The following is a 19,218-nucleotide window of genomic DNA, read 5'->3' on the forward strand; positions in this document are numbered from 1 at the left end:
GCTGGGTACACTGCCTCTCCCACGTCGAACCGCCATGCGCTCCCCGCCGCCCCGCCCCGCCGCCACGCCGCCGCGCCCCAGCCGGCAGGCGGTGCTGCGCGCCGTGGCCAGCTCCACGGCGGTCGAGACCGGCCAGGCGGTGGCGGCGCTGGAGTCCAAGCTGAACCAGCCCGTCCGGCGGTTCGCCCACATCGGCCTGGCCCGCTGACGGCGGCTCAGCCCAGCCCCATCGCCTGCGCGACGTGCGCGCACATCGGGCCGTAGTGGCCGGCATGCCCTGCGCGTATCGCCGCGACATAGGCGTCCTTGCCCGAGGCCCAGCTGCCGTAGTCCAGCGGCGGGCGCCCCGCCTGGACGGCCATGACGTCCGCAAGCAGGCGCGACAAACGGCCGTTCCCGTCGCGGAAGGGATGGATCAGGATGAACTCCACGTGCGTCACCGCGATGGCCTCGACCAGCGCCGCGTCGGCCATGCCATGGCAGGGCGTCCAGCGGGCCAGGCAGTCCCGCTCGAAGTTCGCCAGCAGCCGGGGCAACTGCGCGGCGGACGCGAACAGGAAGTCGCCCTTGCTCATGTTCACCCCGCGCTCCCGGCCCGCCCAGGCATAGACGTTGCCCAGCCAGCGGCGATGCCAGGTCTTCAGATCGGCGACCGTCAGGCGCCGGTCCGGCAGATCCTCCACCAGCACGGCGTCATAGAGCTGCGCCAGCAGCGCCAGTTCAAGCTCGTCCATGTCCTCGGGCGACGCGATGCCGGCCAGGTTGCGCAGCACGCGCCCGTCGGAGCCCGGCTGGCATTCGCCCTCGTCGCCGCCGATGGCGTAGCGGCCCATGGCTATCCGCCGTGCGCCGTCGGCGTGATCATGACCTGGTCCACGCGATAGCTGTCCACGTCGACCACCTCGAAGCGCCAGCCTTCCCACTCCACGACGTCGGTGCGGCGCGGGATGCGGCGCAGCCGCACCATCAGGAAGCCGGCCAGCGTGTCGTAGGTGCCGGCCTGCGGCCAGCCCTCGATGCCCAGCGCCCGCTCCACGTCGGGGATGGGCGTGACGCCGTCGGCGAGGAAGCTGCCGTCCTCGCGGCGGACGATCTGCTCCTCGTCGTGCGGCGCGACCAGGCTGCCCATCACGGTGCTCATCACGTCGTTCAGCGTCACCACGCCGACCACGCGGCTGTACTCGTTGACGATGACGGCGAAGTCCTCGTGCGCCTCGCGGAACTGCGTCAGCATCTCCGACAGCGTCAGCCGGTCGGGCACGATCAGCACCTTCTTGACCAGCACGCCGGCCTCGGCCTGCAGCGACAGCGGCTCGTCGCGCAGCACGCGCTGGAACAGGTCCGTCGCGTCCACGTAGCCCGCCACCGCGTCGAGGTCGCCGTCGCAGACGAGGTAGGTCGAATGCGGCGTGTCGGCGATGCGGTTGCGGATCAGCGCATCGTCGTCGCCGCGCGAGAAGTACACGATGCGCTCGCGGTGGGTCATCACCGTCTCGACGGTGCGCGTGTCCAGCTCGAACACGTTGGCGATGACCTGCTGCTCCCCGTCCGCGACGACGCCGGCCTGGTAGCCGGCCTCCGTCAGCGCCAGGATGTCGCGGTGGCTGATGGTCTCGTCGCGCTGCGCGGGCAGGCCCAGCAGGCGGATCAGGCCCTCGGTGATGCCGCTGAAGAGCCAGGCCAGCGGCCTGAGCAGGCGGCACAGCGCCAGCATCGGCCCGACCAGCGCCATCGCCACGCGCTCGGGCTCGGTCATGGCCAGGCGCTTGGGCACCAGGTCGGCCATGACGATGAACAGCGACGTGATGCCGACGAAGGACGCCGCGAAGCCCAGCGTGGCGGCCGCCTCGGGCGCGACCGCGAGCCCGAACAGCGCCTCGAAATGCGGCGTGAACGCGCCCTCGCCGACGATGCCGGCGAGGATGGCCACGGTGTTGATGCCGATCTGCACGACGGTGAAGTAGTCGCCCGGGTGCTCCTGCACCGCCAGCACCCTGGCGGCGCGGGCGTCGCCGGCATCGGCGCGCTGCTGCAGGTTCAGCCGGCGCGACGCGGCCAGCGACAGCTCGGCCAGCGAGAAGAACGCGCTGCCGAGGATCAGCAGGCCGATCAGCAGCAGCGAGGTGGTCACCGGCGCCTCCCGCCCGTCGGGCAGGCGGACCGGCCGCCGCGGAGCGCTGCCGGGTGCGCCATCAGGAGAACAGCCTTCTCGCGGCCGGCGAGCCGGCGGCCAGGTCGCGCGCGGCCAGCGCCTCGTAGAGCTTCTTCAGCTCGACGTCGATGGCCGCGAACGCATGCAGGCCCAGTTGCTGGCCGCGGTCGTCGCAGACCTCGGCCTCCAGGTCGCGGGCCAGCGCGCGGGCCGATTCCTGCCAGGCCGCGAACGGCTCCTGCTCGGCCGGCGTCTGCGGCACGTCCAGCGCCAGCGTCAGCTCGCGCAGCGACAGCGCCTCCGGGTCGTCGGCCAGCGCGGCCTGGGCGTCGAACTGCAGCGTCAGCACCGGCGGCGCGCCCTCCTCGGGCGAGGGCATCACCAGCCGCCCGGGCAGCGCGCCCATCACGAAGCCGTGGCGCGACGCGGCCTGCTGCACGAAGCCCGGCGTCCAGGCCGCGGTCCTGGCGCGCAGCAGCAGCGCGAGCTGCGCGTCGTGGCTGGCGGCAAATTGGTCCAGCTCGCGGGCGCGGGCCACCACGTCCAGCATGTCGGGGAACTGCACGAAGCCGCCGATGCCGTCGGCGAAGGCCTGGATCTTCTGCACGAACTCGGAGTACTCGATCTCGTTGAGCGCGCCGCTGCGGTTGGCCAGCTTCACGCCGGCCTGGAACTCGCCGTAGCGCTGGCCGGGCGTGGGCAGCTCCCACTCGCCGGTCTCGGCGTTCAGGCCTTCGATCTGGAAGGGCTTGGTGCCGGCGCGGCGGCTGCCGGGCTGGTGCTGCAGCGCCAGCTCGCCGGAGGCCGGCGTCTCGACGGTGATCGTGGCGATCGCGTCGATCAGCGCATCCACGCGCGTCGAGGGCCGGCGCGGCGGGCGGGCGACGGCCGGCAGCGCGGCCTCCAGCTCACCCAGCGCCTCGGCCGCGGCGGCCTCGCCGCCATCGGCGTCCGCCGCCGCCACGGCGGCCGGGCCGCCGTCGAAATGCGGCTCCTCCATCGGCGGCAGCGCGCGCCGGGGGCCGGCCTTGCGCGCGGTCCACGCGCCATGGGCGATCACCGCCACCAGCACCAGGGCGCCGAGCAGGGCCAGAAGGGTCGTCAGGCTCATCGTCATGCTTCGGCCATCTCCAGGGCCTTGTCCATGTCCACGGCGACGATGCGGGACACGCCCTGCTCCTGCATCGTCACGCCGATCAGTTGTTCGGCCATCTCCATCGCGATCTTGTTGTGCGAGATGAAGAGGAACTGGGTGCCGCGGCTCATCTGCGAGACGAGCTTGGCGTAGCGCTCGGTGTTGGCGTCGTCCAGCGGCGCGTCCACCTCGTCGAGCAGGCAGAACGGCGCCGGGTTGAGCTGGAAGATCGCGAACACCAGCGCGATGGCGGTCAGCGCCTTCTCGCCGCCGGACAGCAGGTGGATGGTGCTGTTCTTCTTGCCCGGCGGCTGGGCCATGACCTGCACGCCCGCGTCCAGGATCTCGTCGCCGGTCATCACCAGCCGCGCCTGGCCGCCGCCGAACAGCTCGGGGAACATGCGGCCGAAGTGCTCGTTGACCTGGTTGAAGGTGGCGCCCAGCAGGTCGCGCGTCTCCAGGTCGATCTTGTGGATCGCGTCTTCCAGCGTCTTGATGGCCGCGTTCAGGTCGGCGCACTGCGCGTCGAGGAAGGTCTTGCGCTCGCGGGCGGCGGTCAGCTCGTCCAGTGCGGCGAGGTTGACGGCGCCCAGCGCGGCGATCTCGCGGTTGATGCGGTCGATCTCGCCCTGCAGGCCGTAGAGCTTGACGCCGCCGTCCTCGATGGATTTCGCCAGCGCTTCGAGATCGACGGCCGCCGCTTCGAGCTGCTCGCGGTACTGCGCGCCGCCGAGTTGGGCGGCCTGCTCTTCGAGCTGCAGCTTGGTGATGGCCTCGCGCAGCGGGTCCAGGCTGCGCTCGAAGCTCAGGCGCTGCTCGTCGGCCTTGCGCAGGCGCAGGGACAGGTCGTCGTAGCTCGCGCGCACGGCGGCCAGCTGCCCTTCGCGCTCGACCTTCAGCGCCAGCGCGTCCTGCAGGCCGGCCTGCGCGGCGGCGTCGTTGAAGCCATCCAGCTCGGCCTGCAGGCTGGCCGCGGACGCCGCGACGGTGGCGATCTGCGCCTGCGCCGTCTCGATGCCGCGCTGCAGTTCGCCGCGCCGGGCCGCCAGCGTCTGCGTCGCGAAGCGCGCCTCCTGCGCGCGGCGCTCCAGCGTGCGCAGCTGCTCGCGGGCGTCGGCCAGCCGGCGCTCGGCGGCGATGACGCCGTCGTCCAGCTCGGCGTGGCGCTGCTGCGCGTCGCCGAGCTGCAGGTCCAGCTCCTCGAAGCGGGCCTCGCCGACCGCGCGGCGCTCCTGCAGCGCCTCCTGCTGCGCGGCGATCTCGGCCAGCTCGGCGTCCAGGCCGACGCGGCGCTGCTGGCTGGCCTCGGCCTGCTGGGTCAGGCGCAGCAGCTCGACCTGGAGCTGGTGCGCGCGCGTCTGCGCGTCGCCGGCCTCGCGGCGCAGCGCGGCGAGGCGCCCGCTGGCGTCGTTGAACTGGTGCTCGACGCGGGCCAGCCGCAGCCGCGCCTCGTCGGCGATCAGCGCCTGCGCCTTCTGCGCCAGCGCCAGCTGCTCGATCTCCTGCGCGCGCGCCAGCAGGCCGGCCTGCTCGGAGTCCGGCGCGTAGAAGGTGACGGAGAACTGGCCCACCGCATGCCCCTGCGGCGTCAGGATCAGCTCGCCGTGCGTCAGCCGGTCGCGCGCGGCCAGCGCCGCGTCGAGGTCGGGCGCGGTGTAGACGCCCTCCAGCCAGTCGTTCAGCAGCGCGACGAGGCCGGCGTCGTCCAGCTTCAGCTGCGCGCTGAGCCTGGGCAGGGTCTCGTGCGTGTTCGTGATCGCGCCAGGCGGCGGCGAATAAAAGGCCAGCCGGGCCGGCGGCGCGTCCGACTCGAAGGCGCGCACCACCTCCAGCCGGCCGACGCTGAGCGCGCCCATGCGCTCGCGCAGCGCGGCCTCCAGCGCGTTCTCCCAGCCCTGGCCGATGTGCAGCCGGGTCCACAGGCCCTGCAGCCCGTCCAGGCCGTGCCGGGCCAGCCAGGGCTTGAGCTTGCCCTCGGTCTGCACCTTGTCCTGCAGCGCCTTCAGCGCCTCCAGGCGGGCGCTCAGCTCGGACTGCCGGGCCAGCTGCGCGTTGGCGTCCTGCTGCGCGGCGCGGCGCTGCTCCTCCAGCTGCGGCAGCTGCTCGGCGAGCTCCTGCAACCGGGCGTCGGCCAGGTCGCGCGCCTCGTCGGCCTCGGCGCTGCGGGCCTGCAGCGCCTGCAGCGCGTCCGGGTCCGGCGCGCCCAGCGTACGGGACTCGGCCGTCAGCCGGTCCTCGCGCTGGCGCAGCGCGCGCGCCTGCTCGTCCACGCTGCGGCTCTCGGCGGCCAGCACCTGAATCTGCTGCTGCACCTGCGCGACCTGCGCGCGCTGCTCGTTGGCGCGGGCCTGCGCGGCGCGCAGCGCGTCCTCGCCCTGGGGCAGCTGCGCCTGCTGCTCCTCGGCCTGCGCGGCCAGGATCTCGCTCTGCTCGTCGGCCCCGGCGATCTGCCCGGCGATGCCCTCCAGCTCGGCTGCGGACTGCTCGACCCGCTCGCGCCACTGCCGGTCCTGCGCGTGCAGCTCGGCCAGCCGCTGCTGCGCTCGGTTGCGGCTCTCGACGACGAAGCGGATGCGCTCCTCCAGCCGGCTCACCTCCAGCTGCGCCTCGGCGTAACGGCCCTGCGAGGCGTGCAGTTCATCGCCCGCCGCGTAGTGCTGCTGGCGGACCTCCTCCAGCGTCGCCTCGACGGCGCGCAGCTCGGCCGTGCGCGCCTCCAGCGCATTGACGGCCTCGGCATGCGCGGCCTTCACGCGCGCCGCCTCGCTGCCGGCGTCGCGCGCCTTCAGCCACCAGAGCTGGTGCAGCTTCAGCGTGCCGGCGTCCTGCAGCTGCCGGTAGCTGGCCGCCACCTCGGCCTGGCGCTCCAGCTTCTCGAGGTTCGCGTTCAGCTCGCGCAGGATGTCGTCGACGCGGGTCAGGTTCTCGCGCGTGTCCTTGAGGCGGTTCTCGGTCTCGCGGCGGCGTTCCTTGTACTTGGACACGCCGGCCGCTTCCTCCAGGAACAGCCGCAGCTCCTCGGGCTTGCTCTCGATGATGCGCGAGATGGTGCCCTGGCCGATGATGGCGTAGGCGCGCGGCCCGAGGCCGGTGCCGAGGAACACGTCCTGCACGTCGCGGCGGCGCACCGGCTGGTTGTTGATGAAGTAGCTGCTGGTGCCGTCGCGCGTCAGCACGCGCTTGACGGCGATCTCGCTGAACTGGTTCCACGGTCCGCCCGCGCGCGCCGACGCGTTGTCGAACACCAGCTCCACGCTGGCGCGGCCCGCCGGCTTGCGGTTGCCGCTGCCGTTGAAGATCACGTCCTGCATGGACTCGCCGCGCAGCTCGCTGGCCTTGCTCTCGCCCAGCACCCAGCGCACCGCGTCCATGATGTTGGACTTGCCGCAGCCATTGGGGCCCACCACGCCCACCAGCTGCCCGGGCAGCTGGAAGGTGGTGGGTTCGGCGAAGGATTTGAAGCCGGCGAGCTTGATCGAGTTCAGCCGCATGGAGACGGGCGCGTAAGCCGTTGATTTGGCTAAAGAAAAGCGCCTTTCACGGGCGCCTCGACGGGGCCGGATGATAGCATTCGCCCCCTCTCAGAAAGCCCGAGCCATGGCCACCAAGAAGTCCGCCGCCCCCGCCCCCCGGAAGCAACCCAAGATGCGCGAGGTGCCCGCCAACCCGCCGAGCCAGCCCAGCAAGGACATCCTGGTCTTCCCGAACCCCAACCCGGAGCGGGACTACGTCATCCAGTTCCAGGTGCCCGAGTTCACCTGCCACTGCCCGCTGACCGGCCAGCCGGACTTCGCGCACTTCACCATCGACATGATCGCGGACCAGCTCTGCGTGGAGCTCAAGAGCCTGAAGATGTACTTCTGGAGCTACCGCGACGAGGGCGCCTTCCACGAGAAGGTGACCAACCGGATCCTGGACGACATCGTCAAGGCCACGGACCCGCGCTTCATCCGCATCACCGCCAAGTGGTATGTGCGCGGCGGCATCTACACCAACGTCGTCGCCGAGCACTGCCAGGCCGGCTGGCAGCCCGCGCCGCGCGTGGAGCTGCCGGCGCATGGCTTCGAGTCGGGACTGCTGCGCTGACCCACCATGGCCACCGCCCCGCCGGACGACACCCTCCAGGCCCTGCGGCAGCGCCTCGAAGCGGCCGAGCGCGAGGCGGCGTTCTTCCGGCAGCTGGCCGAGAACGCCACCGACACCCTGATCTACGGCGGCCTCGACGGCACCCGCCTCTACGTGTCGCCGGCCGTCACGGCGCTGCTCGGCCATGAGCCCGCGGAGCTGGTCGGCAAGAAGGCCATCGACATCGTCCACCCGGACGACGTCCCCGCCTTCCGCGCGCTGCTGCAGCAGATCGGCACCGGCGCGCTGAGCATGGGCAGCGTCGAAATCCGCCAGCGCCACCGCGACGGCCACTGGGTCTGGATGGAGGCGAGCGTGCGGCTCATGCGGGACGGGGTGACCGGCGCGCCGCTGGGCTATGTGTCCTCCGCGCGCGCCACCGGCCAGCGCAAGGCGCGCGAGGCCCAGCTGACCCGGCTGGCCTCCTACGACGCGCTGACCGAGCTGCCCAACCGCACGCTGCTCGGCGAACTGCTGACGCAGGAGGTGGCGCGCAGCCGCCGCGACGGTGCGCAGTTGCTGCTGCTGTGCATGGACCTGGACGGGTTCAAGCAGGTCAACGACGGCTTCGGCCACCTCGTCGGCGACGCCGTGCTGCGCGAGGTGGCCGACCGGCTGCGCGGCGTGCTGCGGGGCATGGACGTGATCGCGCGGCTGGGCGGCGACGAGTTCGTCGCGGTCGTCCAGGCCAACGGCAAGGAGGCCGGCGCGGCGCTGTCGCAGCGGCTGATCGCCGCGATCGCCCGACCCTTCGAGGGCGCGGACGAGCCCATCCACATCGGCCTGAGCGTCGGCATCGCCCCGGTGCCGCTGGAGGTCGAGCAGGACCTGCAGGCGCTGATCGGCAGCGCCGACCTGGCGCTCTACGCCGCCAAGCGGCGCGGCAAGAACACCTTCTGCTTCGCCGACGAAGCGGGCTGAGCAGGGGCGCCGCCTATCATGCCCGGCATGAGCCCGTCCCCGCCTGCCAGCCCGCCCGCCAACCCCCGCCTGGACCTGCTGCAGCCCTACCCGTTCGAGCGCCTGCGTGCGCTCACGGCGGGCATCACGCCCAACCCCGCCCTGCCGCCGATTTCGCTGGGCATCGGCGAGCCGCGCCACGCGGCGCCCGCGCTGGTCGAAGACGCCATCCGGGGCGCGATGGCCGGCCTGTCCAGCTATCCCGCCACGGCCGGCTCGCCGGCGCTGCGCGAGGCCATCGCCGGCTGGATCGCGCGCCGCTACGGGCTGGCGCTGGACCCGGCCACGCAGGTGCTGCCCGTCAACGGCTCGCGCGAGGCGCTGTTCGCGATCGCGCAGACCGTCGTCGATGCCGGCCGGCCCGGCGCCACCGTCGTCTGCCCCAATCCGTTCTATCAAATCTATGAAGGCGCGGCGCTGCTGGCCGGCGCGCAGCTGGCCTTCGCCAACGCCGACCCGGCCCGCAACTTCGCCGCGGACTGGGCGCGGATCGATGCCGCCACCTGGGCCCGGACGCAGCTGCTCTACGTCTGCTCGCCCGGCAACCCCAGCGGCGCGGTGATGCCGCTGGACGAATGGCGCACGCTGTTCGAGCTGAGCGACCGGCATGGCTTCGTCATCGCGTCGGACGAGTGCTATTCGGAGATCTATTTCCGCGACGAGCCGCCGCTGGGCGGGCTGGAGGCCGCCGCCCGGCTCGGCCGCGGCGACTTCCGCAACCTGATCAGCTTCACCTCGCTGTCCAAGCGCTCCAACGTGCCGGGGCTGCGCTCGGGCTTCGTGGCCGGCGACGCGGCGCTGCTGCAGCGCTTCCTGCGCTACCGCACCTACCACGGCAGCGCGATGAGCCCGCTGGTGCAGGCCGCCAGCATCGCGGCCTGGGGCGACGAGGCGCACGTCATCGAGAACCGCACCCGCTACCGCGAGAAGTTCGCGGCCGTCACGCCGCTGCTGGCCGGGGTGCTGGACGTGGCGCTGCCGGACGCCGGCTTCTACCTCTGGGCCGCCGTGCCCGGGGGCGACGACGTCGGCTTCGCCCAGGGCCTGCTCGCTCAATACAATCTCGCGGTGCTGCCGGGCAGCCTGCTGGCGCGCGCCGCGCACGGCGGCAACCCCGGCGCCGGGCGCATCCGCCTGGCCCTCGTCGCCGACGAGGCCGAATGCCTGGAAGCCGCGCGCCGCATCGTCTCCTACACGGAATCCCGTCCATGAACACCGCCGAACTGCAAAGCCTGATCGACCTCGCCTGGGACAACCGCGCCTCGCTGGACCCCATCAACGCCCCCGAGCTGCGCCAGGCGGTGGAGCACGTCATCGCCGAGCTGGACGCCGGCCGGCTGCGCGTGGCCACCCGCGAGGGCGTGGGCCAGTGGACCGTGCACCAGTGGGTCAAGAAGGCCGTGCTGCTGTCGTTCCGGCTGAACGACAACCGTCTGATGGGCGACAAGGACCTGACCTTCTTCGACAAGGTGCCCACCAAGTTCGCCGGCCTGGGCGAGGCCGAGCTGCGCGCCACCGGCGTGCGCGTGGTGCCGCCGGCCGTCGCGCGGCGCGGCAGCTTCCAGGGCAGGAACGTCGTGCTGATGCCCAGCTACGTGAACATCGGCGCCTACATCGACGAAGGCGCGATGGTGGACACCTGGGCCACCGTGGGCTCCTGCGCGCAGATCGGCAAGAACGTCCACCTGAGCGGCGGCGTCGGCATCGGCGGCGTGCTGGAGCCGCTGCAGGCCAACCCGACCATCATCGAGGACAACTGCTTCATCGGCGCCCGCTCCGAGATCGTCGAGGGCGTCATCGTCGAGGAGAACTCGGTGATCTCCATGGGCGTGTACATCGGCCAGAGCACGCCCATCTACGACCGCGCGACCGACACGGTGAGCTACGGCCGCGTGCCGGCCGGCTCCGTCGTCATCTCCGGCTCGCTGCCCAAGGACGGCGGCCGCTACAGCCTGTACGCGGCCATCATCGTCAAGCGCGTGGACGCGCAGACCCGCTCGAAGACGAGCATCAACGAACTGCTGCGCGCCTGATCATGCGCTGCCAAGCCAAGCGGGCCGCGCGCCGGGCCGCTCCCAAGCCGGCGCTCACCCCCTCGGGGGATCGGCAGGCGTACCCGACCGACGAGGGGCTGTGATGTCTGGCGGGAACATGGAGCGCATCCTGCGGCTGATGGCCGACAAGGGGGCGTCGGACTGCTACCTGTCGGCCAACATGCCGGTGCTGATCCGCATCAACGGGCAGACGGTGCAGCTGTCCGACCAGTTGCTGACGCCGCCGCAGCCGCGCCAGCTGATCGCCGAGGTCATCGACCCCGCCAGCCTCGCCGAGCTGGACGGCACCGGCGAGCTGAACATGGCCGTGGCGGTGCGCGGCGTCGGCAGCTTCCGGCTGTCGGGCTTCCGACAGCGCGGCTCGATCGCCGGCGTGTTCCGCCACATCCCGCACGACATCCCGTCGCTGGAGTCGCTGCGGCTGCCGCCGGTGCTCGGGCAGCTGATCAAGGAAAAGCGCGGCCTGATCCTGATGGTGGGCGCCACCGGCACCGGCAAGAGCACGACGCTGGCCAGCATGCTGGAGCTGCGCAACCAGACCCTGACCGGGCACATCCTGACCATCGAGGACCCGGTCGAGTACCTGTTCAGCAACAAGCGCTCGGTGGTGAACCAGCGCGAGGTCGGCCGCGACACCGCGTCGCTGCAGGTGGCGCTGAAGAACGCGCTGCGCCAGGCGCCGGACTGCATCCTGATCGGCGAGATCCGCGACCGCGAGACCATGACGGCGGCCATCAGCTACGCGCTGTCCGGCCACCTGGTGCTGGCCACGCTGCACGGCAACAACACCTACCACGCGCTGAACCGCATCCTGTCCTTCTACACGCCCGAGTCCCGCCCGGCGCTGCTGAACGACCTGGCGGCGGGCCTGAAGGCCATCGTCTCGCAGCGCCTGGTGCGCGCCACGGCGGGCGGGCGCGTGCCGGTCGTCGAGATCCTGCTGAACACCAAGCTGACCGCCGAGCTGATCGAGAACGGCGACTTCAGCGGCGTGAAGGAGGCGATGGAGAAGTCCATCGCCGAGGGGTCGCAGACCTATGAGGAGCATTTCGCCAAGCTCATCACCGACGGCACCATCACCCGCGAGGAAGGCCTGGCCTTCGCCGACTCGCCGACCAACCTGCTGTGGCGGCTGCAGAACGAAACCCCGGGCGCGCGCCTGATGAACGCGCCGCGCAAGGAAGAAAAGGCCGGCGACGAAGCCAGCTTCACCGAAATCACCCTGGACGTCCGCGGCACTTGAAACTCATCGACTGCATCGACACCCAAGCCGCCCGCTTGACCCAAGCGGGCGTGTTTTTTGGCCATGGCACCACGAATGCCTTCGACGAGGCCTTGTGGCTGGTGCTGTGGCGCCTCGGCATCCCGCTGGACGCGCTGGACGAGCACGAAGGCCGCGAGCTGAGCGACGCCGAGGCCGCGTCCGTCGCCGCCCTCGTCGACGAGCGCATCGCCACCCGCAAGCCCGCCGCCTACCTGACCGGCGAGGCCTGGCTGCAGGGCGTGCCGTTCACCATCGACGAGCGCGCCATCGTGCCGCGCAGCTTCATCGCCGAGCTGATCGCCGACGCCAGCATCGACCCCTGGCTGCGCCCCGACAGCCGCCGCGTGCTCGACCTGTGCACCGGCAACGGCAGCCTGGCGGTGCTGGCGGCGCTGGCCTGGCCGGAGGTCGAGGTCGATGCGCTGGACCTGAGCGCCGAGGCGCTCGAAGTCGCCCGGCTCAACGTCGAGCGCCACGGCCTGGCCGGGCGCATCCGGCTGCTGCAGGGCGACGGCCTGCGGGGCGCGCACGGGCCGTACGACCTGATCCTCTGCAACCCGCCCTACGTGAACAGCGCCAGCATGGCCGCCCTGCCCGCCGAGTACCGCGCCGAGCCCGCGCTGGCGCTGGCCGGCGGCGCCGATGGCATGGACTTCGTCCGCGCGCTGCTGCGCGACGCGCCCGCCGCGCTGGCCGAAGGCGGCGTGCTGGTGCTGGAGATCGGCCACGAGCGCGAGCACTTCGAGGCCGCGTTCCCGCGCCTCGAAGCCGTCTGGATGGACACCTCCGCCGGCGCCGACCAGGTGCTGCTGCTGACCCGGGAGAACCTGCTGTGATCACGCTGCGCGACATCACGCTGCGCCGCGGCGTCAAGGTGGTGCTGGACGGCGCGTCCGCGACGCTGCAGCCCGGCGAGAAGATCGGCCTGGTGGGCCGCAACGGCGCCGGCAAGTCCAGCCTGTTCGCGCTGCTGACCGGGCGGCTGTCCAACGACCGCGGCGAGGTCGAGGTGCCCAAGCACTGGCGCCGCTCCGAGGTCGCCCAGCACATGCCCGAGACCGAGGACGGCGCGACCGACTTCGTGCTGCAGGGCGACCTGACGCTGGTGGCCGCCCGCGTCGCGCTCGCGCAGGCCGAGCAGGCCGAGGACGGCCACGCGATGGCCGAGGCCCACGCCGCGCTGGCCGATGCCGGCGCCTTCGACGCCCGCGCCCGCGCGCAGGCGCTGCTGATGGGCCTGGGCTTCAAGGCCGAGCAGCTGGACGCGCCGGTCAACAGCTTCTCCGGCGGCTGGCGCATGCGGCTGCAGCTGGCCCGCGCGCTGATGTGCCCGGCCGAGCTGATGCTGCTGGACGAGCCCACCAACCACCTGGACCTGGACGCCCTGGTCTGGCTGGAGGCCTGGCTGCAGCGCTACGACGGCACGCTGATCATCATCAGCCACGACCGCGAGTTCCTGGACGCGATCACCAAGGTCACGCTGCACCTGGACGAGGGCAAGCTGGTGCGCTACGGCGGCAACTACACCAGCTTCGAGAGCCAGCGCGCCGAGCGCATGGTGCTGCAGCAGGCCGCGTTCGAGCGCCAGCAGGAGAAGGTCGCCCACCTGCAGAAGTTCATCGACCGCTTCAAGGCCAAGGCCAGCAAGGCCAAGCAGGCGCAGAGCCGCGTCAAGGCGCTGGAGCGCATGGAGAAGCTGGCGCCGGTGCTGGCCTCGGCCGACTTCAACTTCGAGTTCCGCGAGCCGCTGAACCTGCCCAACCCGATGCTGATGTTCGATGAGCTGTCGGCCGGCTACCGCACGGACGACGGCGACAAGATCATCGTGCGCGGCGTCGACCGCTCCGTGCTGGCCGGCCAGCGCATCGGCATCCTCGGCGCCAACGGCCAGGGCAAGTCCACGCTGGTCAAGACCATCGCCCGCGCACAGCAGCCCATGGCCGGCAGGCTGACCGAGGGCAAGGGCCTGTCCATCGGCTACTTCGCGCAGCAGGAGCTGGACGTGCTGCGGCTGGACGAAGGCCCGCTGGCGCACATGGTGCGCCTCGCGCGCGACGTGGGCCCCGCCGGCCGCGAGCAGGAGCTGCGCGACTTCCTCGGCCAGTTCCGCTTCACCGGCGACATGGTCAACCAGGCCGTCGGCAGCCTCTCCGGCGGCGAGAAGGCGCGCCTCGTGCTGGCGATGCTGGTGTGGCAGCGGCCCAACCTGCTGCTGCTGGACGAGCCCACCAACCACCTGGACCTGAACACCCGCGAGGCGCTGTCGCTGGCGCTCAACGAGTTCGAGGGCACGGTCATGCTGGTCAGCCACGACCGCGCGCTGCTGCGCGAGGTGTGCGACGAGTTCTGGCTGGTGGCCGACGGCCAGGTCAAGCCCTTCGACGGCGACCTGGACGACTACCAGCGCTGGCTGCTCGACCAGAGCAGGGAAGCGGCGCGCGTGACCAGGAAGCCGCCGCCCGCCGCTCGCCCGGCGGTGGCCGCGGCGCCCGCCGCCGCCGCGCCGCCCCCGGCCTCGCGCGAGGACCGCAAGGCCTCGGGCCAGGCGCGCGCCAGGCTCGCCGAGCAGACCCGGCCGCTGCGCAAGGAGATGGAGGCCATCGACCGGCGCATGCATGCGCTGGCCGAGGAGCGCGCCGGCATCGAGGCGCAGCTGGCCGAGGGCGCCGCCGCGTCGGCCATCGCCGAGATGGGCCGGCGGCTGAAGGCCATCGCCGACCAGCTCGACGCCGAAGAGATACGCTGGCTGGAGTTGGGCGAGCAGATCGAAGCCCTGTCCGCCTGACGCCGCCCCACCCGCCACCCACGAAGGAGCCCACCATGGCCATCGAGAAAGCCCTCTACACCGCCACCGCCACGGCCACCGGCGGCCGCGCCGGCACCGCCAGGTCGTCCGACGGCGCGCTGGACCTGGCGCTGTCCACGCCCAAGGAACTCGGCGGCGCCGGTGGCCCCGGCACCAACCCCGAGCAGCTGTTCGCCGCCGGCTATGCGGCCTGCTTCATCGGCGCGATGAAGGCCGTGGCCGGCCGGCAGAAGATCGCGCTGCCGGCGGACGTGGCCATCACCAGCAGCGTCGCCATCGGCCCGCACGCCGGCAAGCCCGGCGCCTTCGGCATCCAGGTCGACATGCGGATCGCCGTCCCCGGCATGGACCGCGCCGCGCTGGAGGCGCTGGTGGCTGCGGCCCACGAGGTCTGCCCCTACTCCAACGCCACGCGCGGCAACGTGGACGTCACGCTGAGCCTCGCCTGAGCCGGGGCGCGCGCATGGGCGTGAAGCTGCTCGTGGGCGCGGTGTGGCTGCTGAGCTGGCTGCCATTCCGCGCCGTGTCGGCGCTGGGCTGGCTGCTGGGCAACCTGGTCTACCTGCTGCCCACGTCGCGCCGGCACATCGGCGAGGTGAACCTGCGGCTGTGCCTGCCGGCGCTGGACGAGGCCGCGCGCGCGCGGCTGCTGCGCCGGCACTTCGTCGCCATCGTGCAGATGCTGCTGGAGTACGGCTACGGCTGGTTCGCGTCCCGCGAGCGGCTGAAGCGGCTGGTGCGCATCGACGGCCTGGAGCACCTGCAGGCGCTGGCGGGCCGCAACGTGATCCTGATGATGCCGCACTTCACCGGGCTGGACCTGGCCGGGCTGCGCGTGTCGCTGGAGACGCCGCTGGTCAGCATCTACTCGGTGCAGAAGGACCCGTGGCTGGACGCCTTCTTCCGCGCCCGGCGGCTGCGCTTCGGCACCGGCATCATCTTCTCGCGCCGGCAGGGCACCCGGCCCACGCTGCGCGCGCTGCGCGACGGCTACCGCCTGTACTACCTGCCCGACCAGGACTTCGGCGCCCGCGACTCGGTGTTCGTGCCCTTCTTCGGCGTGCCGGCGGCCACCATCGGCGGGCTGTCGCGCATGGCCGCGGCGACCGACGCGGCCGTGCTGCCCTGCTACCCGCGCCGCGAGGCGGACGGCTACACGCTGGTCATCGAGCCGGCGCTGCAGGGCTTCCCCACCGACGACGTCACGGCCGACACCGCACGGATGAACGCCGTCATCGAGCGCCAGGCGCGCGGACAATTGCACCAATACTTCTGGCTGCACAAGCGCTTCAAGTCGCGCCCGCCCGGCGAGGCCGACTTCTACGCCAAATGACTGACATCCCCTACATCAAGCTCACCATCGTCGCGGTGTTCGTCGCCAGCACGGTCTACGTCCACTTCCGGGGCCGCGTGCGGCTGCGCTTCTTCCGGCAGCTGACGGACCACTCGACCTTCATGGCGCCGATCAACTGCCTGATGTACCTGTTCTCCAGGCTGCCGGCCAAGCCCTACCTGCCGGTGTCGGCGTTCCCCGAGCTGAAGCTGCTGCAGGACCACTGGCAGGACATCCGCGCCGAGGCCTACCGGCTCGCCGAGGCCGGCGAGATCAAGAAGAGCGACCAGTACAACGACGCCGGCTTCAACAGCTTCTTCAAGACCGGCTGGACGCGCTTCCACCTGAAGTGGTACGACGACGCGCACGCCTCCGCGAAGGCGCTGTGCCCGGTGACCACGGGGCTGCTGCAGCGCCTGCCGACCGTGAAGGCGGCGATGTTCGCGGCGCTGCCGCCGGGCGGCCGGCTGGTCACGCACCGCGACCCCTTCGCCGGCTCGCTGCGCTACCACCTGGGGCTGGCCACGCCCAACGACGACCGCTGCTACATCTCGGTGGACGGCGAGCGCTACTCCTGGCGCGATGGCGAGGGCGTCGTCTTCGACGAGACCTATCTGCACTACGCCGAGAACCAGTCCGGGCAGATGCGCATCATCCTGTTCTGCGACGTCGAGCGGCCGCTGAACAACCCGCTCGCCCGTGCGTTCAACCACTTCATCAGCCACACGCTGATCCGCGCGGCCTCGGCGCCCAACGCGGCCACCGACCGCACCGGCGGCATCAACAAGGCCTTCGCCTACGTGCAGCAGGTGCGCCTGTTCGGCAAGCGCATCAAGGCCAGGAGCCGCTTCGCCTACTACGGGCTGCAGTGGCTGATCTTCGGCGGCCTGCTGCTGTGGTGGCTGCTGGGCTGAGGCCATGGCCCGGGTGCGCAAACCGCTGTTCTTCGCGGCCGTCCACGCGCACGGCGACTGACGCGGCCTTGTTTCGTCACCGGATTTGATGCACATTTGCATCGAATCCATGGCAAGGAGTGCCGCATGCGAACCACCGTCACGCTCGACGACGAGCTCTACCGCCGCGCGGTCGAGATGTCCGACAACACGCTGGAAGGTGCGAAATTGATTGAGGAGGCGGTGCGCACCTATGTGCGCGTCCGCGCCGCGCAGCGGCTGATCGCGCTGGGCGGCAGCGTGCCCGACATGGCGCCCATCCCGCGCCGCCGGCCCGCCACCGTCGAGCCGACATGATCCTGGTGGACACCTGCGTCTGGTCGGAGCACTTCAAGCAGACCGACCTGACGCTGGTGGGCCTGCTGCAGGTGGGCCAGGTGCTGTCGCATGAGCTGGTGATCGGCGAACTGGCCTGCGGCACGCCGCCGGCTCCGCGCGCCAGCGTGCTGGCCGAGATCGGCCGGTTGCCGTCTGCCGGCGTGGCCACGGTGCAGGAAGCCATCCGGCTGCTCGACCGCGAGAAGCTGTTCGGCCGCGGCCTCGGCCTCGGCCTCGGCCTCATCGACATGCTGCTGCTGGCCTCCACGCTGATCACCCCCGGCGCCCGCCTCTACACCCTCGACAAGCGCCTGGACGCCGCGGCCCGCCAACTGGGCGTGGCCTACGGCGCCGCCGCGCACTGAACAACTCCCCTAGAATGCCGCCCGGTCAGGAGAGCGCCCCGTTGCCGTTGGGGGCCGCCGAAGGCGCAACAACGCTCAGGCAGAAGGACTGACAAACGCCATCGGTGGCAGGCACCGGCGGCGTTCCTCACTGGAGAGAGGCCGGCCCCGGAGCCGGCCCACCGAAGGGGCAAGCGGGCACAGCGCTCGTCAATCTCTCAGGTACCCCGGACAGCGAGGACATCCCACCCGCATTCCGTCGGAGCCCTCGATGTCCTCTTTGCTGCAAACGCCCCTCCACGCCCTCCACGTCGAACTCGGCGCCAAGATGGTGCCCTTCGCCGGCTACGACATGCCGGTGCAATACCCCAGCGGCGTGATGGCCGAGCACAAGCACACGCGCGCCGCCGCCGGGCTGTTCGACGTGTCGCACATGGGCCAGCTGCGCCTCGTCGGCGCCGATGCCGCCGCCGCGCTGGAGACGCTGGTGCCCGTGGACATCGTCGATCTCGGCGTGTTCAAGCAGCGCTACGCCCTCTTCACGAACGATCAGGGCGGCCTGCTCGACGACCTGATGGTCTGCAAACGCCCGGACGACCTCTTCATCGTCGTCAACGCCGGCTGCAAGGCGCAGGACATCGCGCACCTGCAACAGCACCTCGGCGCGCGCTGCGACGTCATCCCCATGCCCGAACGCGCGCTGCTCGCACTGCAAGGCCCGCAGGCCGTGGACGTGCTGTCGCGCCTGAACCCCGAGGTCGCCAAGCTGACCTTCATGACCGGCGGCTTCTTCGCGCTCGACGGCATCGACACCTTCGTCACCCGCTCCGGCTACACCGGCGAGGACGGTTTTGAGATCTCCGTCCACGAGGACGATGCCGTGGCGCTGGCGCGCAAACTGCTGGCCCATGCCGAGGTCAAACCCATCGGCCTGGGCGCGCGCGACTCGCTGCGGCTGGAAGCCGGCCTGTGCCTCTACGGCCACGACATCGACCAGACGACCACGCCGGTCGAAGCGTCCATCACCTGGGCCATCCAGAAGGTGCGCCGTGCCGGCGGCGCGCGGGCCGGCGGCTACCCCGGCGCGGCCGTCATCGACGCGCAACTGGCCCACGGCACGGCGCGCAAGCGCGTCGGCCTGGTCGGCAAGGAGCGCATGCCGGTGCGCGAGGGCGCCAGGATCGTCACGGCCGACGGCACCGAGATCGGCGTCGTCACCAGCGGCACGCTGGCGCCCACGGTCAACCAGCCGGTGGCGCTGGCCTACATCGCCACGCCCCATGCAGCCGTCGGCACCGAAGTCTTCGCCGTCGTGCGCGACAAGCGCACGCCGATGGTCGTCTCTGCCACCCCCTTCACCCCCAACCGCTACTACCGAGGCTAAACATGTCCATCAAGTACACCCCCGACCACGAATGGCTGGAAGTCCACGGCGACGGCACCGCCACGGTGGGCATCACCGTCCACGCGCAGGATGCGCTGGGCGACGTGGTCTTCGTCGATCTGCCCGAAGTGGGCAAGAGCTATGCCGAGAAGGACGTGGCCGGCGTCGTCGAGTCCGTCAAGGCCGCGGCCGACGTCTACATGCCGGTGGACGGCGAGATCACCGAGGTCAACGAGGCGCTGCGCGACGACCCCTCGCTCGCCAACGCCGACCCGCTCAAGGCCGGCTGGTTCTTCAAGGTCAAGCTGGCCAAGCCCGCCCAGCTCGACGCGCTGATGGACTCGACCGCCTACGACGCCCTGCTCAAGACCCTGTAATCCCCTGCCCGCC

Annotated in this window: 19 protein-coding genes and 2 riboswitches; of the genes, 15 read left to right on the plus strand and 4 right to left on the minus strand. The window is 71.6% G+C overall.

Features of this window, described 5'->3' with window-relative positions; translation table 11 throughout:
• Nucleotides 1-34 precede the first annotated feature (34 nt).
• Entirely contained in the window at nucleotides 35-208 is a 174-nt protein-coding gene (locus QM788_RS15515; RefSeq protein WP_415662364.1) for a hypothetical protein, read from the plus strand.
• A 7-nt stretch (nucleotides 209-215) separates the two neighbouring features.
• Here QM788_RS15515 and QM788_RS15520 read toward each other — a convergent pair whose 3' ends face one another.
• The 4 genes from QM788_RS15520 to smc all read right to left on the minus strand — a co-directional run bounded on the left by QM788_RS15520 (nucleotide 216) and on the right by smc (nucleotide 6,778).
• A complete protein-coding gene (locus tag QM788_RS15520; RefSeq protein ID WP_415662365.1) occupies nucleotides 216-833 on the minus strand; it encodes a Fic/DOC family protein in 618 nt (205 codons plus the stop codon).
• Between the two features lie 2 nt (nucleotides 834-835).
• Nucleotides 836-2,131, minus strand: a complete 1,296-nt coding sequence (locus QM788_RS15525; RefSeq protein ID WP_415662366.1) for a hemolysin family protein — start codon at nucleotides 2,129-2,131, stop codon at nucleotides 836-838.
• A gap of 61 nt (nucleotides 2,132-2,192) precedes the next feature.
• Entirely contained in the window at nucleotides 2,193-3,263 is a 1,071-nt protein-coding gene (locus QM788_RS15530) for a cell division protein FtsZ (protein ID WP_415662367.1), read from the minus strand.
• A gap of 2 nt (nucleotides 3,264-3,265) precedes the next feature.
• A complete protein-coding gene (gene smc / locus QM788_RS15535; protein ID WP_415662368.1) occupies nucleotides 3,266-6,778 on the minus strand; it encodes a chromosome segregation protein SMC in 3,513 nt (1,170 codons plus the stop codon).
• A gap of 154 nt (nucleotides 6,779-6,932) precedes the next feature.
• Between smc and queF the strand changes: the two genes are divergently transcribed.
• The 14 genes from queF to gcvH all read left to right on the plus strand — a co-directional run bounded on the left by queF (nucleotide 6,933) and on the right by gcvH (nucleotide 19,205).
• Nucleotides 6,933-7,373 (plus strand): preQ(1) synthase, encoded by a 441-nt coding sequence (gene queF / locus QM788_RS15540; protein ID WP_415662996.1) that lies wholly within the window; start codon nucleotides 6,933-6,935, stop codon nucleotides 7,371-7,373.
• A gap of 6 nt (nucleotides 7,374-7,379) precedes the next feature.
• The gene (locus QM788_RS15545) at nucleotides 7,380-8,333 is read left to right on the plus strand and encodes a diguanylate cyclase domain-containing protein (RefSeq protein ID WP_415662369.1); all 954 of its coding nucleotides are present in this window, start codon (nucleotides 7,380-7,382) and stop codon (nucleotides 8,331-8,333) included.
• Nucleotides 8,334-8,360: 27 nt separating this feature from the next.
• The gene (gene dapC / locus QM788_RS15550) at nucleotides 8,361-9,584 is read left to right on the plus strand and encodes a succinyldiaminopimelate transaminase (RefSeq protein WP_415662370.1); all 1,224 of its coding nucleotides are present in this window, start codon (nucleotides 8,361-8,363) and stop codon (nucleotides 9,582-9,584) included.
• Nucleotides 9,581-10,405, plus strand: a complete 825-nt coding sequence (dapD, locus tag QM788_RS15555) for a 2,3,4,5-tetrahydropyridine-2,6-dicarboxylate N-succinyltransferase (protein WP_415662371.1) — start codon at nucleotides 9,581-9,583, stop codon at nucleotides 10,403-10,405. The genes dapC and dapD overlap by 4 nt, the downstream gene beginning before the upstream one ends.
• Before the next feature lie 103 nt (nucleotides 10,406-10,508).
• Entirely contained in the window at nucleotides 10,509-11,669 is a 1,161-nt protein-coding gene (locus QM788_RS15560; protein WP_415662372.1) for a PilT/PilU family type 4a pilus ATPase, read from the plus strand.
• Nucleotides 11,666-12,526 (plus strand): 50S ribosomal protein L3 N(5)-glutamine methyltransferase, encoded by an 861-nt coding sequence (prmB, locus tag QM788_RS15565; protein WP_415662373.1) that lies wholly within the window; start codon nucleotides 11,666-11,668, stop codon nucleotides 12,524-12,526. The genes QM788_RS15560 and prmB overlap by 4 nt, the downstream gene beginning before the upstream one ends.
• Nucleotides 12,523-14,475 (plus strand): ABC-F family ATP-binding cassette domain-containing protein, encoded by a 1,953-nt coding sequence (locus tag QM788_RS15570; protein WP_415662374.1) that lies wholly within the window; start codon nucleotides 12,523-12,525, stop codon nucleotides 14,473-14,475. The genes prmB and QM788_RS15570 overlap by 4 nt, the downstream gene beginning before the upstream one ends.
• A 35-nt stretch (nucleotides 14,476-14,510) precedes the next feature.
• Entirely contained in the window at nucleotides 14,511-14,945 is a 435-nt protein-coding gene (locus QM788_RS15575; RefSeq protein ID WP_415662375.1) for an organic hydroperoxide resistance protein, read from the plus strand.
• Nucleotides 14,946-14,959: 14 nt separating this feature from the next.
• Nucleotides 14,960-15,829, plus strand: coding sequence for a lipid A biosynthesis acyltransferase (locus QM788_RS15580; protein WP_415662376.1), 870 nt, complete (start codon nucleotides 14,960-14,962; stop codon nucleotides 15,827-15,829).
• Between the two features lie 14 nt (nucleotides 15,830-15,843).
• Nucleotides 15,844-16,743, plus strand: coding sequence for an aspartyl/asparaginyl beta-hydroxylase domain-containing protein (locus QM788_RS15585; protein ID WP_415662997.1), 900 nt, complete (start codon nucleotides 15,844-15,846; stop codon nucleotides 16,741-16,743).
• A 126-nt stretch (nucleotides 16,744-16,869) separates the two neighbouring features.
• Nucleotides 16,870-17,079, plus strand: a complete 210-nt coding sequence (locus tag QM788_RS15590; RefSeq protein WP_415662377.1) for a type II toxin-antitoxin system VapB family antitoxin — start codon at nucleotides 16,870-16,872, stop codon at nucleotides 17,077-17,079.
• Entirely contained in the window at nucleotides 17,076-17,465 is a 390-nt protein-coding gene (locus QM788_RS15595; protein WP_415662378.1) for a type II toxin-antitoxin system VapC family toxin, read from the plus strand. Before QM788_RS15590 ends, QM788_RS15595 begins: the two co-directional genes overlap by 4 nt.
• A gap of 16 nt (nucleotides 17,466-17,481) precedes the next feature.
• Nucleotides 17,482-17,566: riboswitch (glycine riboswitch) on the plus strand.
• Between the two features lie 19 nt (nucleotides 17,567-17,585).
• A riboswitch (glycine riboswitch) is annotated at nucleotides 17,586-17,689 on the plus strand.
• A gap of 26 nt (nucleotides 17,690-17,715) precedes the next feature.
• Nucleotides 17,716-18,828: a glycine cleavage system aminomethyltransferase GcvT gene (gene gcvT, locus QM788_RS15600; protein ID WP_415662379.1), complete on the plus strand. Its 1,113-nt coding sequence runs from the start codon at nucleotides 17,716-17,718 to the stop codon at nucleotides 18,826-18,828.
• 2 nt (nucleotides 18,829-18,830) lie between these two features.
• Nucleotides 18,831-19,205: a glycine cleavage system protein GcvH gene (gene gcvH / locus QM788_RS15605; protein WP_415662380.1), complete on the plus strand. Its 375-nt coding sequence runs from the start codon at nucleotides 18,831-18,833 to the stop codon at nucleotides 19,203-19,205.
• Nucleotides 19,206-19,218 lie beyond the last annotated feature (13 nt).

It is taken from the genome of Roseateles sp. (genome assembly GCF_047654785.1).
Lineage (GTDB): Bacteria > Pseudomonadota > Gammaproteobacteria > Burkholderiales > Burkholderiaceae_C > Pelomonas.